The 17,134-nt window shown below is 65.1% G+C and carries 14 protein-coding genes and 1 pseudogene; 7 read left to right on the forward strand and 8 right to left on the reverse strand.

What is annotated here, in order from left to right:
- Positions 1-147: 147 nt before the first annotated feature.
- The 5 genes from WN72_RS32310 to rfaD form a co-directional block, all read right to left on the reverse strand.
- Complete coding sequence (locus WN72_RS32310) at positions 148-1,368, reverse strand: glycosyltransferase family 4 protein (RefSeq protein ID WP_167380677.1); 1,221 nt, start codon at positions 1,366-1,368, stop codon at positions 148-150.
- Positions 1,369-1,370: 2 nt separating this feature from the next.
- Entirely contained in the window at positions 1,371-3,284 is a 1,914-nt protein-coding gene (locus WN72_RS32315) for an SDR family NAD(P)-dependent oxidoreductase (RefSeq protein ID WP_092213272.1), read from the reverse strand.
- A gap of 85 nt (positions 3,285-3,369) precedes the next feature.
- A complete protein-coding gene (locus WN72_RS32320; protein ID WP_092213772.1) occupies positions 3,370-4,623 on the reverse strand; it encodes an O-antigen ligase family protein in 1,254 nt (417 codons plus the stop codon).
- A 53-nt stretch (positions 4,624-4,676) separates the two neighbouring features.
- Positions 4,677-6,161, reverse strand: coding sequence for a D-glycero-beta-D-manno-heptose-7-phosphate kinase (rfaE1, locus tag WN72_RS32325; RefSeq protein ID WP_092213269.1), 1,485 nt, complete (start codon positions 6,159-6,161; stop codon positions 4,677-4,679).
- Positions 6,162-6,174: 13 nt separating this feature from the next.
- Positions 6,175-7,155: an ADP-glyceromanno-heptose 6-epimerase gene (gene rfaD / locus WN72_RS32330; protein WP_092213267.1), complete on the reverse strand. Its 981-nt coding sequence runs from the start codon at positions 7,153-7,155 to the stop codon at positions 6,175-6,177.
- Between the two features lie 158 nt (positions 7,156-7,313).
- Here rfaD and waaF point away from each other — a divergent pair, with 158 nt between their 5' ends.
- The gene (gene waaF / locus WN72_RS32335) at positions 7,314-8,381 is read left to right on the forward strand and encodes a lipopolysaccharide heptosyltransferase II (RefSeq protein WP_092213265.1); all 1,068 of its coding nucleotides are present in this window, start codon (positions 7,314-7,316) and stop codon (positions 8,379-8,381) included.
- A gap of 140 nt (positions 8,382-8,521) precedes the next feature.
- Here the strand turns inward: waaF and WN72_RS32340 are convergent.
- Positions 8,522-8,716: pseudogene (locus WN72_RS32340) on the reverse strand (arylsulfatase); the annotation flags it as partial.
- Positions 8,717-8,990: 274 nt separating this feature from the next.
- On the opposite strand from WN72_RS32340, the gene WN72_RS32345 reads away from it, so the two are divergent.
- Positions 8,991-9,389 carry a hypothetical protein gene (locus WN72_RS32345; RefSeq protein WP_027564885.1) on the forward strand — a complete coding sequence of 133 codons (399 nt, stop codon included), beginning with the start codon at positions 8,991-8,993 and terminating at the stop codon, positions 9,387-9,389.
- A 186-nt stretch (positions 9,390-9,575) separates the two neighbouring features.
- On the opposite strand, the gene WN72_RS32350 is transcribed toward WN72_RS32345, so the two are convergent.
- Entirely contained in the window at positions 9,576-10,613 is a 1,038-nt protein-coding gene (locus WN72_RS32350) for a glycosyltransferase family 4 protein (RefSeq protein ID WP_092213263.1), read from the reverse strand.
- 126 nt (positions 10,614-10,739) lie between these two features.
- Between WN72_RS32350 and galE the strand changes: the two genes are divergently transcribed.
- The 3 genes from galE (at position 10,740) to WN72_RS32365 (ending at position 14,413) form a co-directional block, all read left to right on the forward strand.
- Positions 10,740-11,753: a UDP-glucose 4-epimerase GalE gene (gene galE, locus WN72_RS32355; RefSeq protein WP_027564887.1), complete on the forward strand. Its 1,014-nt coding sequence runs from the start codon at positions 10,740-10,742 to the stop codon at positions 11,751-11,753.
- A gap of 118 nt (positions 11,754-11,871) precedes the next feature.
- Entirely contained in the window at positions 11,872-13,674 is a 1,803-nt protein-coding gene (locus WN72_RS32360; RefSeq protein ID WP_092213261.1) for an ABC transporter ATP-binding protein, read from the forward strand.
- 37 nt (positions 13,675-13,711) lie between these two features.
- A complete protein-coding gene (locus WN72_RS32365; protein WP_027564889.1) occupies positions 13,712-14,413 on the forward strand; it encodes a fumarylacetoacetate hydrolase family protein in 702 nt (233 codons plus the stop codon).
- A gap of 458 nt (positions 14,414-14,871) precedes the next feature.
- Here WN72_RS32365 and WN72_RS32370 read toward each other — a convergent pair whose 3' ends face one another.
- On the reverse strand, positions 14,872-15,330 hold the full coding sequence (locus tag WN72_RS32370) for a YybH family protein (protein WP_092213259.1): 459 nt from the start codon (positions 15,328-15,330) through the stop codon (positions 14,872-14,874).
- Positions 15,331-15,466: 136 nt separating this feature from the next.
- Between WN72_RS32370 and WN72_RS32375 the strand changes: the two genes are divergently transcribed.
- Together WN72_RS32375 and WN72_RS32380 are read left to right on the forward strand one after the other, a co-directional pair.
- The gene (locus WN72_RS32375) at positions 15,467-16,279 is read left to right on the forward strand and encodes an amino acid kinase family protein (protein ID WP_092213257.1); all 813 of its coding nucleotides are present in this window, start codon (positions 15,467-15,469) and stop codon (positions 16,277-16,279) included.
- A 13-nt stretch (positions 16,280-16,292) separates the two neighbouring features.
- Complete coding sequence (locus tag WN72_RS32380) at positions 16,293-17,120, forward strand: amino acid kinase family protein (RefSeq protein ID WP_092213255.1); 828 nt, start codon at positions 16,293-16,295, stop codon at positions 17,118-17,120.
- Positions 17,121-17,134: the final 14 nt, after the last annotated feature.

The following is a 17,134-nucleotide window of genomic DNA, read 5'->3' on the forward strand; positions in this document are numbered from 1 at the left end:
CGACTCGACAACGACCTCATCGCCATTGCCCTCCCGCCTGCGGAACGCGCGCCGGACCGACCACGCCTAGCACACCAGCGCGGGCACGACATAACGGCCGATGAAGCCGCTCGCCCCCGTTCACGAGAACGGCCGGCTTGCGTCCGCTCATCGTTTCTCCGCCAGTTCCGGGTTATCCAGCAATTCGTCAATCAGCGCGGCATAGGCGTTCAACGCGGTGACGCGGTCGAACCTCGCGGCTGCCCTCACCGCACGCGCCGTCATCTCGCCGTCATCGGAACGGAAGGCCGCCCGGATCGCCTCGGCGAGCCGGTCGGCGCGGCCCGGCGACACCACCCAGCCGAGCCCGTTTTCCACCACCGTCAAAGCGGCCTCGGCCTCCGGCTCGGAGACCAGCACCACCGGACGGCCGACCGCCAGCAAATTGTAGAACCGGCTCGGCACCGACACTCCCGCGACGTCCTTCCGATACGGAATGATCCAGAGATTGGCGGATGCCAGAAACGCCTCGAGCTCGGCATCCTCGACCCGCCCAACGAAGGAGACATTGGCGAGGTTCGCCTCAGCCTGCAACTGCTTCAGCCGCTCGAAACCAATGCCCCAGCCCGACAGCAGGAAATGAATGTCCGGCTCGTCCTTCAGGAGCCGCGCCGCCTCGAACACGATCTCGGGATCGTGAGTGAAGCCGAGATTGCCCGAGAGGCCGACGATGAAGCGCGCGGGAATCGCCTGGCGGAACGGATTGTCCGAGGTGATCGGACGCGGCGCCGGTGTGAGCGTCGCCCAGTTCGGGATGAAGCGGATCTTGTTCCGCCTCATGCCGGAATAGCTGAGCAGCGGCCGCTCCGCGTCGCGACCGATGGTGATGACCGCGTTGAGTGCGCGGAACATCAGGCTGTTGGCGGCGCGCATCGTCCGCGTGACGATCGAGCAGGGCTTGAGGATGCCCGCCATCACCAGAACGTCGGGAAAGAGGTCGTGCATGACCAGCGCCGAGCGTGCGCCCTTGAGCCTCGCTGCCGCGGCGACGGCATAAGGCAGCATGAACGGTGCTGTGACGGTGAGCACGACGTCGCCTCGCTTCAATTCCCGGATCAGCGCGAGGAAGATGCGCGCTGCGAACAGCAGCTCGGAGGCACCGCGCCGCACCAGCGCTGCCTTGCCCGTGATCCGGTTCTTGACGGCGACGACGCGCGGCTTGCCCGGGCCGATCTGCGAGGCCGGCAATGCGCCGGGCGAGCCCGATAGCACGACGACCTCGCGATCCCCGGCGATGCGGCAGGCGATTTCGGCCATGATCGCCGCGGTCGTGCTCGGATCGGGCGGATAATGCTGGCTCGCGACGACGATCTTGCCTTGGGACTGCATGGTCAAGCCGCGGTCGACCCGAACTCCGGAACCGCATCCTTCAGGATGGTCCTGATGGTGGCCCGATCGTCGCGCGCGATCGCCTGTTCCAGCGCCACGATCCATTTGCGCAGCGTCTGCATCGGCGGCTCGTTCGGCTGCGCGGCCATGATGCCGGCAACGCCGATCTCGCGGGTCGGCTCCTCGGAGGCGAACAGGATCTCATGCAGCCGTTCGCCCGGCCGCATCCCGGTGAACACGATCTCGATGTCGTGGCCCGGCTGGAGGCCGGACAGGCGGATCATGCGCTCGGCGAGATCGACGATCTTCACCGGCTGGCCCATGTTGAGCACGTAGACCGAGACGTCCGAACGCTGCGTTCCGAGCGCATGCGTTGCCGCCGTGATGACGAGATCGCAGGCCTCGCGGATGGTCATGAAGTAGCGCACCATGTCGGGATGCGTCACCGTCACCGGGCCGCCGGACTCGATCTGGGCCTTGAACTTCGGCACCACCGAGCCGTTCGAGGCCAGCACATTGCCGAACCGGACCGAGATCAGCCGCATCGGCGGCTTGGCGCCGCCGCTTGCCACCGCAAGATCGTGATCGAGCGCCTGACAGTACATCTCGGCGAAGCGCTTGGTCAGGCCCAGCATCGACACCGGCTCGATCGCCTTGTCGGTCGAGATCATGACCATGGCCTCGGCGCCGGCGGCAACGGCTGCGTCCGCCACGTTGATCGAGCCGAAGATGTTGGTCTTGACGCCCTCGCTCCAGTCGCGTTCGAGGATCGGCACGTGCTTGAGCGCTGCAGCGTGGAACACGATGTCAGGCTTGAACTCGGCCATCAGGCGTATGATGCGCTCGCGGTCGCGGATATCGGCGATCCGCCCTTCGATCGCGGCCACAGCGCCGCGCGCGGCCAGCGTCTCCGTGACCGCGTAGAGCGCCGGCTCGGAATTCTCCACGATCAGCAGCCGCGCGGCCCCGAAGGCGACGACGCGCTCGCAGATCTCCGAACCGATCGAGCCGCCGCCGCCGGTGACGATGACAGCCTTGCCCCTGATCAGCGCTTCCAGGCGCGCATAGTCGATCTTCTCGCTCGGCCGCAGCAGGAGGTCCTCGACCGCGACGGCGGTGAGGCGCGGCGTATCGCCGCTCTCCAGCGAAGGCATGCGGTTGACGATCACACCCAGCTTGCGCGCCCGCATCAGGATCGATTCCGGATGCGCCTCGGGCTCGAACGCCGACTGCGTCATGACCACGCGCGCAATCGCCTTGTTGCGCTTGGCGAAATCGGCGAAGACGTCCTCGATGTCGTCGATGCCGCCCAGCACCGGGACGTTGCGGATGAGCTGACCGAGGTCGGACCGCGACGGCGACAGGACGCCGACCGGCCAGATGCGCTTGATCGCCCCGCTCTCGATCCCGCGGAGCAGCACCTCGGCATCGGCGGTACGGCCGATCAGCAGGGTCGGCGCGGCATCCTCGTCCCGCGCGTGACGCCGCACTCGCGTATAGCGGAAGTAGCGGTAGGCCATGCGTGGCGCGCTGAGGAAGGCGATCTCGAGGAACCAGTAGAGGACGATCGTCACCTTGCCGAGGAAGAAGGCGCCGCGGACGTTGGGCGCGACGAAGATGTAGTCGAGCGCAAGCAGGGCGACCGTCAGCACGGTGGAGACGCGGATGATGTTCAGCGCGTCAGGCAGCGAGATGAAGCGCCATTTCGTCGTGGTCAGGTTGGACAGGAAGAACACGACCACGCTGAAGGCGAGGAAGTAGGGCAGGATCCGGAACAGCAGCGGCAGGCGGTCGTAGAAAAAGTCGCCGCCCTCGAAGCGCAGATAGAAGGCGGCGAACAGCGCCGCTGTCGTCGCCAGCAGGTCATGGAGCGCGATCAGGAAATTGCGCAAGGTGAGATGCGAAAGACGCGTCATCCGACGACCGATGAAAATCCAGCTAGGTGCAACCTGATCCGCGCTGATAACCCATCTCCGCGGGAGTTGCCAGTCACGCGGCCGTTCAGGAACCGGCTTCCCCCAGCTTCGCCTCGGCCTGTTGTGCCCGGATCGCCATGCCGCCGGCGACGCCGACGCCGATCACGTACATCCAGCCCTCGTGATAGTCGAACAGATGGGAGTTGAACAGCGAGGTGAAGACGTTCTGGACCACGACCAGCAGGCCGACCCAGTTGGCGAGCCCGTCGCCGCGAAACAGGCGCAGATGCAGGATCCAGATCGCGTAGAGGATGACGATGCCGATGCCCCCCCATTGTACGGCGACGTTCAGCGTCTGATTATGCGGATTGCCGATCACCTCGGCGGACGCGAGGTACCCGCCACCGGGTGTCGCGACCTGCTCGAACAGCCGGCGCGTCGAGCCGGTGCCGTGCCCCTTGATCGGCGCTTCCGCGAAAAAGCCGAGGGATTTCCGCCAGAATTCGAGCCGCAGGCCCGCCGAAGTCGGCTCGCCCTTTTCCTTGTAGCGCGTGTAGTCGCTGGCAAAGGTCTCGACGGTCTTGCGCAATTGCGACGAGGTCTGCCAGGCGAGAACGGCGCCGACGAGCAGCGCCGCAACGATGATCGCGATGCTGCGCCATCGCAGGTGCAGCAGCGCGAACACACCGAACATGATCGGAACGGTGACGAGCGCGGTGCGCGACACCACCACGAAAGCCATGTTGACGAAGAAGCTCAGCGCCAGCGCAGTCAGCAAGCCTGCGAACCAATAGCGTTTCTGGCGAAGCAGCATCACGATCGGATAAGCGAGTCCGACCGCGCACAGCGTGAATTCCTGGCTCTGGTTGATGTAGTTCTTGACGAAGATGCCGCGTTCGGAGTGGTCGGGCTTGAGCGTCAGATCGGGATAGAAGGCGACCAGCCAGGACATCACCGACAAAAGCGCGCAGGACACCAGGAAGGCGATGAAGATCCGGTCTCCGCGCGGCGAGCGCTCGAAATGATAGAGCAGCGCCGGCAGCACGAGCAGCTTGGCGGTCGGACTGAGCGCATAGAGGCGCGCGCCCCAGTCCGCTTCCGACCACAGCGTGCCCGCCAGCGCGAGCAGCACCAGCGCGATCGGCGCCGCGCAAATCGGACGCGTCAGCGATTGCAGGAATGCCCTGACGTCGAGGAACGGCACCATGCAGATCAGGAACGCGACGTTGAAGATCGCCGTGAGCGAGGTCGACCAGGGCAGCGCGACCACGGTCAGGATCGCGAACAGGTCGGCCGTCTCGCTCCAGGCGGCCGGGCTGCGCAAGCGCCGCGACAGCATCTGGGTGGTCGTCTCCCCGGGCGGCGCCGTCGCCCGGCCGGTCGCTTGAGCGGTCACTTGGCTCCTCCCCGCGCGCGGTGGACCAGCGCCGTCGTGCTGAAACCCTGGAGGATGTCGACCAGCACGACCACCCCGCCCGCGGCCTCGACGACCTCATGGCCGACCACCTGCTCGCGGGTGTAGTCGCCGCCTTTCACCAGCGCGCTCGGCTTGATGCGGGTGATCAGGTCGATCGGCGTGTCCTCCTCGAAGATGACGACGAGATCGACGGCTTCGAGCGCGGCCAGCACTTCCGCGCGCGCGCGTTCGTCCTGCACCGGACGATCGGCGCCCTTCAGCCGCCGCACCGAGGCGTCGCTGTTGAGGCCGACGATCAGGCGATCGCAGGCGGCGCGCGCCGCAGTGAGCACCTTGACATGGCCGGGATGCAGGATGTCGAAGCAGCCATTGGTGAAGCCGATCCGCTGATCCTGCCGCCGCCATTCGGCGAGCTGCGCATCGAGCGCGCCCGGCTCGAGCACGATCTTCTCCTCGGCCGCAAGATAAGCATGCGGCAGGATCTTGCGCCGCAGCTCGGCCGCGCTGACGCTGGCGGTGCCCTGCTTACCGACGGCAACGGCCGCTGCCGCACTGGCCATGCGCAGCGCCGTGTCCCAGTCCGCACCCGCAGCGAGCGAGACCGCGAGCGCCGCGACGACGGTGTCGCCGGCGCCGGAGACGTCGCGCACCTTCACTGGGAAGGCCGGAACATGAACCGCCTCGCCATTCCGCGGCACCAGCGTCATGCCGCGTTCGCCCTGCGTGACCAGGATCGCCTCGCAATCGGCGAGCCGCATCACGTCCTCGCTGGCATCGACGATGTCTTGCGGCGAGTCGGCTCGGCTTCGCGTCGCCTCCGCAAATTCCTTGCGATTGGGCGTGAGCAGCGTCGCGCCGCGATAGATCGCCCAGTTCAGGCTCTTGGGATCGACGATCACGGGCTTGCCGGCTTGTCGCGCCGCATCGACGGTGTGGCGGATCACGCGCGCGGTCAGCACGCCCTTGGCGTAGTCGGAGAGCAGCACGATGTCGGCGCGCGCGATCAGCGGCAGGATCGTTTCGATCAGCCTGGTCTCGATGTCATCGGAGGCAGCTAGCGCCTGCTCCCAATCCGCACGCAGCATATGGGTGGAGAAATGCTCGGAGACGAAGCGGACTTTTCGCGTGGTCGGCCGCGACGGATCGCACACCAGCGCGCTTTCGATGCCGGGATATTCGGCCAGCGCGGAAGCGAGCCGCTTGCCTGCATCGTCCTCGCCGACCAGGCCGACGAAGACGCAGCGCGCGCCGAGCGAGGCGACATTGCGCGCGACGTTGCCGGCGCCGCCGATATGGATCTCGCTGCGCTGTGCCGCGATCACGGGCGTCGGCGCTTCCGGAGAAATCCGCGACACCTCGCCATAGACGAACTCGTCCAGCATGATGTCGCCGATGCACAGCACCGTTCGGCCTGAGATGGTTTGCGCGAGGGCATCGAAATCGAGAATGGGCGTCGCCATGGGTCCTGAAATCTCAGCGGAAGCGGTCAGGCCGGTCGAGGTAATCCCCGACATAGGCCTTCACCGCATCCTCGAGCGGCGTGAAGCCGCCGTTGTAGCCGGCGCGGTGCAGGCGATCGACCTTGCTCTGGGTGAAGTACTGGTAAGCGTTGCGGATGCTCTCGGGCATGTCGACATATTCGATGTTGGGCCTGGTGCCGAGCGCGGCATAGGCGGCCAACATCAGATCCCTGAAACTGCGCGCCTTGCCGGTTCCGACGTTGAAAAGGCCGGACACCGATGGCGTCGCCAGCAGCCACATGACGACCCGGACGACGTCGTCGACATAGATGAAGTCGCGGCGCTGATCGCCGTCGGCGATGCCCTCGCGGTGTGACTTGAACAGCTGCACGGCACGGCCCGCTTTGACGTCATCGAAGCGGCGCGCCAGCACGCCCATCATCGTACCCTTGTGGTACTCGTTCGGGCCGAACACGTTGAAGAATTTCAGCCCTGCCCATTGCGGCGGGAGCGGATCGCCGTTCGCTACGCGCCCGGCGACCGCGAGATCGAACATGTGCTTGCTCCAGCCGTACAGATTCATCGGCCGTAGCTTTTTCAGTGCCGGCAACGAGGCGTCGTCGTCAAAACCGGCCTCGCCATCGCCATAGGTCGCCGCCGAGGACGCGTAGATGAACGGCACAGCGCCGGCCGTGCACCAGTCCAGAAGACGCATCGACATGCGGAAGTTGGTCTCGAACACGAGATCGCCGTCGGTCGCGGTGGTCTCGGAAATGGCCCCGAGATGGATCACGGCGTCGAGCTTGCGGCCCTTCAGCCAGTCGAGCAGCTCGACTGGGGGGACGATATCCACAAGCTGGCGCTTGGCGAGATTCCGCCACTTGCCGTCATTGCCGAGCAGATCGCAGACCACGACGTCGCTGCGGCCGGCGTCATTGAGCGCGGCCACGACATTCGATCCGATAAAACCGGCCCCGCCGGTCACCAGCAACATTCCACCTACCTGCCCGATTTTTGCGGCCCGATCCTGCCCTAGCGCATGATCCACCAAAGTGTAAGCGGTTTTGGATCGGCGCTGTCCCCGGCTTTACCTGCCGGCCTGGAGCGGCTAACCGAACCGCCATACCAAGCTCGTCGCGGTCCTATTAACGAATGAACATTGATTCGCAACTTAGTGGAGATGCAGATCCGGACGACACGCGCCCGATCCTGATCATTCCCTACATGTGGATCGGCGATTTCGTCCGGAATCACACCGTGGTCCGGGTGCTGAAGGAGCGCTGGCCGAACCGGCCGGTCGACCTCCTGACCACGACCCTGTGCGCCCCGCTGGTGGATTACATGCCCGGGGTCCGCCGCGGCATCGTCTGGGACCTGCCGCGCAGCCGGCTCGCGGTGCGCCGCCAGTTCGGCCTGGCAAAGCTGCTGCGCGCGGAAAACTACGGCACGGCCCTGGTGCTGCCCCGAACCTGGAAGGCGGCCATTGCGCCGACCCTGGCCGGCATCCCCGAACGAGTGGGCTGGGTCGGCGAGTTCCGGTTCGGACTGATCAACCACTGGCGCTGGGGTGAAAGAAAGCTGCCCCGTTTCATCGACGAGAATGCCGCCCTGGCCCAGCCCGTCGGCGCGCCCCTGCCCCCGGAATGGCCGGTGCCGCAACTGCGGGTCCCGGCCGAGGAGATTGCCCGCTGGCGCGAGGCCAATGGGCTAAGCGCCGGCGCCGCCGTGGCGCTGGCCCCCGGCTCGGTCGGCGTCTCCAAGCGCTGGACCTATTATCCGCAAGCCGCCCGGCTGCTGGCCGAGCGCGGGCTCGAGGTCTGGGTGGTCGGCGGCCCCGCCGAAAAGGGCCTCGCCCAGGAGATCGTCGCGGCGGGCGGGTCTGGCGTCCGCGACCTCACCGGCAACGATCTGCGTAACGGCGTCCTCGCCATGGCCGCCGCCGGCGTCGCCATCACCAACGATTCCGGCCTGATGCATATCGCCGCCGCCTTGGGTACGCCCACCATGGGCATTTTCGGCCCAACCAGCCCCTATCTCTGGGCCCCCCTGAACGGCCTTGCCGCAACCGTGGTGCAGGACAAGAGCGTGTTGTCCTGCCAGCCCTGCCAACGTACGATCTGCAAGATGAACGACCACCGCTGCATGCGGGACATCGCGGCGAGCGAGGTGGTGGAGATTGCGCAGCGGGTGCTCGGGGATCGTGCTCAAACAGCAAACTGAAGCGCGATGACGCTCCACCCTGATCTCATCGCGCTTGAGTCGGGACCGCCTGGCTCCCAGCCAACATTGCTGCACGTCGCCTCAGGGCGCTGGCCGGCCCGTATCCGGGCCGCCCCATTCATGACGATCGTCAACACAGCTCATTTTGCCATCGCCGTTCTTGCAGCCTCGATTTTGGCCTTGACGGCATCGAGGTTGAAGCTCGCGCCCTTCTGCATCGGCGGAAATGCAATCGCGGTCATTGCCAACTTCTCGACCTCGTGCTGGACGAACACGAAGCGCCAGAACTCGTATTTGAACCAGTCGAAGTATTGCCGCGCGCCATATTTGGTGCCGTAGCAGACAGGCAACTTCAGGATTGATCCAGATCAAGAGAACACAGGCTGCGGCGCATAATCCTTGCCATGATGATCGAACGCCCGTCAGTTCGGAAGACACCGAGGCGCAAAGACATTCGAGCGCATGGCGGAGAAAGGGCAGCGCAGCTGTCACTTGCCGGGGCTGAACCGGGGTCACATCGATCACGCCCGATACGAAGGACCACGTCTTACTGCGCGCTGCATCGAAGAGGCTGATTGTGCGACCTTGCCCCTCTAGTCGGAGAGTTTCATGAGGACCTTCAATCCACTGGTGACGGTATTACTTCTCGTGACGCAATCGGCCGCGATACAGGCTGCGGATTTGAATGGAGCCTGGTCGATCGACGCCTCGGCCTGTGGCCAAATGTTCACCAAAGAGAACGACAAGCTCGCCTTCAAGAAAGATGCCGATCTCCACGCCGGCGGCTTGATCGTCCAGGGCAAGCAAATCACCGGCACATTTGAAAAATGCACCGTCAGATCATTGCGCGAAGATGGGCCAAACATGCGGCTGATCGCGTCGTGCTCGGACGGCGTCTCGATTTCAGACGTGACATTCGATCTGACATTCTCCGGCGAAAACAACATCACGCTCAGCTCAAAGGACCCGGTGCCGGTGCAAATGCCGTATGTGCGCTGCCCAATGTGAAGCTGACTGCGCACGGCCGTCGAGGCGGTGCCGATGATGACATCATGCCGGTGTTTTGCCCGACGAGTCAACGGGATTTCGTAAAATCCGCATTCGCCGATCACAAGCCATTGATTCTGCTGGCACCGGCTACTGTGCATGGGGTTGTTTTCGAACTTCTCGTTTGCGGCCGGTGAAAACGATGGCTCACAGCAGCGGCCGATAGACCTCGCCGATCCGCTTTGCTTCCGCATCGAGGCTGAATTGATCGAGCACCCGTGCCCGCCCACGCTCGCCCATCGCCGTTGCGGCCGCCACATCGCGCATCAACGGCTCCACGGCCGCAGCTAACGCATCAGCGTCACCGGTCGGGATCAGCACGCCGGTCACGCCATCCTCAACCACGAGCTCGGCGGCGCCGGCGCGGGCGGCGACCAGTGCGCTGCCAGTCGCCATCGCCTCGATCAGGGTCAGGCCAAAGCCTTCGTTGCGCGAGGTGAAGGCGTAGATGGTCAGCCGCTGATACCAGCGCTGCACGTCCTCGATCGGCAATTCGCCGGTGATGATGATGCGCGATTGCAGGCCGGCGGCCTCGATGCGCTTCTTCAGGTCATTTGCGAACGGCGTCTGCTCCGGCGTGATCTGGCCGACGATGACGGCGGTGAAATCCGGATAGCGCGGCAAGAGGCGGCAAATCGCATCGACGAACAGGTCGGTGCCCTTCTGCGCGCGGACGCGGCCGAAGCAGCCGATGGCGTAGCGACCCGGCAGCGCGGCTTCCGCGAAGGCAGCAGCGCGATCGATCGGCGGCGCATAGACGTCGGTGTCGACGCCATGCGGGATCACGCTGGACTTCACCTTCAGGAACGAGGCCGAGATGTCGCTCGTCGCGATGATCGCGTCCATGCGGCGGATCAGCCAGCGCGTGATCCAGGTGTGATGCCGCTGCGCGGCCGAGGTGAAGACGAGCTTGAGCGGCCAGCCGAGCGCGCGCAGCACGACGCCTGCGATCATCTCGTTGTTGCGCCGCGCATGCCAGATCAGCGGCCTTCTGCGCCGCCACAATTTCAGGAGATCGGCACCGCTCATCCGTGCGATCCCCTCCGGCGCGTCGGTGCCGAACCAGGCGGCGCGAAACAGTTTCGCGAGCCGCGGCGCCACCATCCGGTTGGTCGCGGTGACCCCGGAATAGCGCCTGTGCAGATTTGGCACGATCAGTTCGAGATCGCCGGGGGAATTCGCCACGTCACACTCCGTTTCGCAAAGTCCCTATACGCAACATTAAGCATAGTGACCAGTTCGGCCGCGCCGATACCCCCTCTTCACCACGCAAACGCTAGCATCCCGCGTTGATCGAAGACGGGTGAGATCATGACTGTGTTAGTCACCGGCGGTGCCGGCTATATCGGAAGTCACACGGTTCTGGCGCTGGCGGAAGCCGGCGAGGATGTCGTCGTGATCGACGATCTCTCGACCGGTTTCTCCGCTTACCTGCCCGAAGGCGTGCCCCTGTTCATTGGCGATGCCGGCGACGAGAACCTGCTCGAAGGCGTGATCGCCCAGCACGACATCGAGAGCATCATCCATTTCGCCGGCTCGGTCGTCGTGCCGGATTCGATGCGCGATCCGCTCGGCTATTACCGCAACAATTTCATGACCGCGCGCAATCTGCTCAACGTCGCGGTCAAGCGCGGCATCGGCCGCTTCATCTTCTCCTCGACCGCCGCGGTCTACGGTAATCCGGACCAGGTGCCGGTGCCCGAGCACGCGCCGACGCGGCCGCTGTCGCCTTACGGCTCCTCGAAGCTGATGACCGAGATCATGCTGCACGACGTCGCCGCCGCCTTCGGCATGCAGTACGTGACCTTGCGGTACTTCAATGTCGCCGGCGCCGATCCGCAGGCGCGCATCGGCCTTGCCACCGTCGGCGCCACGCACCTGCTCAAGATCGCGGTGGAGGCTGCGACCGGCCAGCGCGCCAAGATCGACGTGTTCGGCACCGACTATCCGACTCCGGACGGCAGTTGCATCCGCGACTTCATCCACGTCAGCGACCTCTCGCAGGCGCATCGCTCGGCCCTGGCGTACCTGCGCAACGGCGGCGCCTCGACCACGCTGAATTGCGGCTATGGCCGCGGCTATTCGGTGCTGGAGACCATCGACGCGGTGCGCCGGGTTTCAGGCCGCAGCTTCGCCGTGCAATACGCCCCGCGCCGGCCCGGCGACATCATGACCATGGTCGCCGACACCAGCCGCATCCGCGGCCTGCTCGACTGGAAGCCGCAATATGACGACCTCGAGACCATCGCGGCCCACGCGCTGGCCTGGGAGGACAAGCTGTTCCGCGAGCGCCATGGCGAAGTCCGCCACGCCGCCTCGGCCTAAAATCCATCCCCGCACAAGTCCTTAATTGGACTTGAAAAGCGGAGCTTTAGCGGGCACAGAGGCCATTCGATCCCTGACGCGCAGGCAGGCTTTTCCCTGCGCCGTCAATGGACACCGGATGGCCCAGTTTCCAAAGAAAATCACTGACGATCCCTATGCGGCAGCGGTCCTGATTCGCCGCCTGGTCATGGAACAGGGCGTCGTCTACTGGCGGCGCTACCTGGTTGCCTTTTCGCTGATGGCGCTCGCCGCCGGCGCGACCGCGGCTGCGACCTATGTGCTCGGCCAGGTCATCAACCAGGCCTATGTCGACAAGAACGTCCCGGGCATCGCGATGTTCTCCGGCATCACTGTGATCCTGCTCTTCATCAAGGGCGTGGCGACCTACGGCCACATGGTGATCCTGACCAAGATCAGCAACGCGATCCTTGCCACCAACCAGCGCCAGCTGTTCGCCAAGTTGATGCGCGAGAGCGTCGGCTTTTTCTCCGAGCGGCATTCGTCCGAATTCCTGGCGCGCCTGACGGCCGGCGCCAAGTCCATCACCGACGTCCTCAACATGCTGGTCAACGCCGTCGGCCGCGACTTGCTGATGCTGCTCGCCATGATCGGCGTAATGGTGTGGCAGGATCCGCTGATGACGTTCATCGGCCTCGTCGCGGTGCCGCCGGCGATGCTGGTGCTGCGCAAGCTGGTCAAGCGCATCAAGGGTCTCGCCTACAACCAGTTCACCGGTACCGCCGACATCATGGAGACGATGCAGGAATCGCTGCAGGGCATCCGCACCGTCAAGGCGTTCACGCTCGAACAGACCATGCAGAGCCGCATCGACGAGAACATCGCGATCGTCGAGCGCAATGCCAACAAGATGGCCCGCGTCGCCAACCGCTCGAACCCGCTGATGGAGATGCTCGGCGGCTTCGCCGTCGCCGGCTGCCTGATGTACGGCGGCTATGCCGTGGTCGCGCTCAACGCCACGCCCGGCGCGTTCTTCTCATTCATGACTGCGTTCCTGATGGCGACCGAGCCGGCCAAGCGGCTGGCGCGGCTCAACATCGATCTCAACAGCCAGCTGGTCGGCGCACGCATGCTGCTCGAGGTCGTCGACAGCCCGGCGAGCGAGCATTCCGACGACGACAAGCCGGCGCTGAAGCTCACCGACGCCCGCATCGAGCTGCGCGACGTCAGCTTCTCCTATCGCAACGGCGAGACCGTCCTCAACCGCATGAGCTTTGTGGCCGAGCCCGGCAAGGTCACCGCGCTGGTCGGCCCCTCCGGCGGCGGCAAGTCGACCGTGCTGGCATTGCTGCTGCGGTTCTACGAGGTGACGCAAGGCGACATCGTGATCGACGGCCAGTCGATCGGCGCGGTCTCGCGCAAGTCGCTGCGGGCGCAGACCGCCTATGTCGGCCAGGACGTCTATCTGTTCCGCGACACCATCCGCAACAACATCGCCTTCGGCAAGCCCGGCGCGAGCGAGACCGAGATCATCGAAGCTGCGAAAGCGGCCTGCGCGCATGATTTCATCATGAGCTTCCCGCTCGGCTACGACACGCCGGTCGGCGAGCACGGCACGCAGCTCTCGGGCGGCCAGCGCCAGCGCATCGCGGTGGCGCGCGCGTTGATCAAGAACGCGCCGATCATCCTCCTGGACGAAGCCACCGCCGCGCTCGATTCCGAATCCGAGCGGCAGGTGCAGGAGGCGATCGAGCACCTCTGCCAGAACCGCACCACCATCGTGATCGCGCACCGCCTGCACACCATCATGCACGCCGACAGCATCGTGGTGGTCGAGGGCGGCGAGATCGTCGAGCGGGGCCGTCACGACGAACTCCTGCGCCGCGGCGGGCGCTATGCCTCGTTCTTCCGGCTGCAACATCGCGATGCCGGCGCTCTGGCGCCGATCAGCGCAACCGCATAGAGTTCCTCATCAACCTCAAGAGCAGCGAGACCGCTCCATGAACGCCGCCTCCTATGTCATCCCGCTTCCGCCCCAGGCTTCGCTTCCCGTCGTCGGCGAGGCCGGCCGCTATCCCGTGCGCCGCATCTGGTGCGTCGGCCGCAACTATCTCGAGCACATCCGCGAGATGGGCAATGACGAGCGTGCCCCGCCGTTCTTCTTCGCCAAGCACGCGGACATGCTGGTGCCCGACGGCACCACCATCCCGTATCCGCCGCTGACCAAGGATTTCCATCACGAGGTCGAGCTGATCGTCGCGCTCAAGAGCGGCGGCCTCAACATTCCCGCCGACAAGGCGCTGGACCACGTCTACGGCTATGCCGTCGGCATCGACCTCACCCGCCGCGACCTCCAGATCGCCTCGCGCAAGAAGGAGCGTCCGTGGGAGATCGGCAAGTCGTTCGACGGCTCCGCGCCCGCCTCTGCGGTGCAGCCGGCTTCGAAGATCGGCCACCCCTCGCAGGGCAAGATCTGGCTCACGGTCAACGGCAAGGAAGCCCAGAAGGGCGACCTCAATGAGATGATCTGGAACGTGCCCGAGATCATCTGGCAGCTCTCGCAGCAGGTGAAGCTCGCCGCCGGCGACATCATCATGACGGGTACCCCCGCCGGCGTGTCGCAGCTCCAGCCCGGCGACAAGCTCGAATGCGGCGTCGACGGCGTCGGCACGCTGAAGGTGAACATCGGTCAGGCGGAATAGCGCCTCGCTGCGGCTTCGAACGACAAAGCCCCGGAGCGCACCTCCGGGGCTTTTACATGCATCGTCGCGAAAGCATCGCAATCGACTTCACGGCGATGCCTGTTTTCACTCCTTGTACTGACCGCTAGAGCATATCCACCAAGTATTGGTGCCGGCCCCGGTCCGTTCCCTGATTAATTTAGTGCATTCATTATAGGTTGTGACACCCGGCAATCTGCACGGGCGTGGCGAGAGACCGGGCCAACTTGTCCCCGAGCATCCCGAGCCGCTATCGGTGGCCTCCTGGATCGCGTGCTTTGGCGCGGCACTTACCATTGCAGTTGTGGCTGTCGCGAGCACCAGGCTCGCAACTATGTACGATATCGCCTTCATGCTCCCCCCCAACAGTTGAGATGAAGACATACCACAACCACGTGCGATCGTTATCAGTAAGAGCGCGCGCGGGGATTGGATTTCCGCTACCAGACCTTCACGGACCGGTTGGCGTGAGACGTCTGGGGGACGCCGCGGTTGAGCGACATGTGCGAATGGACGCACAGCCAGCCATCGCCATTTTTCGAAAACACCATGGTCGCCCGGCCCGGACGCGGGAACGCGCTACCATCGGGATGATAGCCCGTGCTCGTCCACGGCGCGATCACCGTCGCCATCGTGCCGTCGGGGGATGCCAGGATCGAGACCTGCTCGAGGATGAATCGAAAGTCGGTCGTCTTCGGCCAGACGTTGTCCCATTGCGTTTTGACCCATTGGTCGAGGCCGGGGATGACGTCGTTATGCGTGCCGAAGGCCAGCACGTCCGGATGAAAGAGCGGTCGCGCCGAGGCGTAGTCGACCTCGCGGACATAGCCGGCGAAGGTTTCCAGCCACTGGCGGAAGAACTGCATGATCTCGGGGGTCGCGGTTGGCAAGGAGGCCATTCGCCTGCTCCAAATTCAGCCGTTGAATGCTGGCAATCTTGTTGCCATGGGCCGAACTATCCAGCAAGACTCGCCCCAGCGGTCAGGACCGACGAGGCCACCGTAGAGAACGCATTGACAACGAGAGGTGTCTCTGATGTCGACGACGACCACCGAGCTCGAAGCACTGCTGATGCAGCGCTCGCTCACCGACCCGCAGCTTGTGGCCGCAACGGAGAAGGCTTCGGATTTCCGCATCCTCCCGGATGCGACCGTCATCAAGATCGGCGGCCAGAGCATGATCGATCGCGGCCGTGCCGCGGTCTATCCGGTCGTCGAGGAGATCGTCGCGGCCCGCAAGGCGCACAAGCTGCTGATCGGCACCGGCGCCGGCACGCGCGCGCGGCATCTCTATTCGATCGCGGCCGGGCTTCGCCTGCCGGCCGGCGTGCTGTCGCAGCTCGGCGCTTCCGTTGCCGACCAGAACGCCGCGATGCTCGGACAGCTGCTCGCCAAGCACGGCATCTCCGCCGTCTCGAGCGCGGGACTTTCGTCGGTGCCGCTGTTCCTTGCCGAGGTCAACGCGGTGATCTTCAGCGGCATGCCGCCCTACAGCCTGTGGATGCGTCCCGCGGCCGAAGGCGTGATCCCGCCCTACCGCACCGATGCCGGCTGCTTCCTCGTCGCCGAGCAATTCGGCTGCAAGGCGATGATCTATGTGAAGGACGAGAACGGCCTCTACACCGCCAACCCGAAGACGTCGAAGAACGCGACCTTCATCCCGAAAATCTCTGTCGCGGAGATGAAGGCGAAGGGCCTGCAGGATTCAATCCTCGAATTCCCGGTGCTCGATCTGCTCACCGCCTCGCGCCATGTCCGCGAGGTGCAGATCATCAACGGCCTCGTCCCCGGCAATCTCACCCGCGCGCTCGCGGGCGAGCACGTCGGTACCATCATCACCGCGAGCTGAAGAGCACCCCGTCATGGCTGACACCAACCAGATCAAGCACGTCGCCTCGCCGCTCGCGCGCCAGACTCTTCTGGACAGCGACCTCACCCGTCCCGTCGCCGGCAACCGCCCGATCAAGCTGCTACCTTGGCTGCAGGTGATCAAGATCGGCGGCCGCGTCATGGACCGCGGCTATGAAGCGATCCTCCCGCTCGTCGACGAGCTGCGCGCGCTGCTGCCCGAGTATCGCCTCCTGATCCTGACCGGGGCCGGCATCCGCGCCCGCCATCTCTACAGCGTCGGCCTCGACCTCGGCCTTCCCGTTGGCTCGCTCGCCCCGCTCGCGGCCAGCGAGGCCGGCCAGAACGGCCATATCCTCGCAAGCCTGCTCGCGCCGGAGGGCGTCTCCTATGTCGAGCATCCCACCATCGCGAGCCAGCTCGCGATCCACCTCCAGGCGGCCCGCGCGGTCGTCGGCAGCGCCTTCCCGCCCTACCACCATCACGAATTCCCGACCACGCGCATCCCGCTGCATCGGGCCGATACCGGCGCCTTCCTGCTGGCGGACGCACTCGGGGCTGCCGGTCTCACGATCGTGGAAGATGTCGATGGCGTCTACACCAACGACCCCAACGGCGCCGATGGCAAGAAGGCTGAGCTCTTGAAGGAGACCAGCTTCATCGAGCTTGCCAAGCTCAAGGGCACGCTGCCGTTCGATCCCGCGCTCCTCGAGGTGATGGCGAATGCACGCCACATCGCGCGCGTGCAGGTCGTCAACGGCCTCGTGCCCGGCCGCATCAGCGCGGCGCTGCGCGGGCAGCATGTGGGCACGATCATCAACACCGGCGCCAAGCCGGTGTGATCACGACCAGAGCC

Source organism: Bradyrhizobium arachidis, assembly GCF_015291705.1.
Classification (GTDB): Bacteria; Pseudomonadota; Alphaproteobacteria; order Rhizobiales; family Xanthobacteraceae; genus Bradyrhizobium; species Bradyrhizobium arachidis.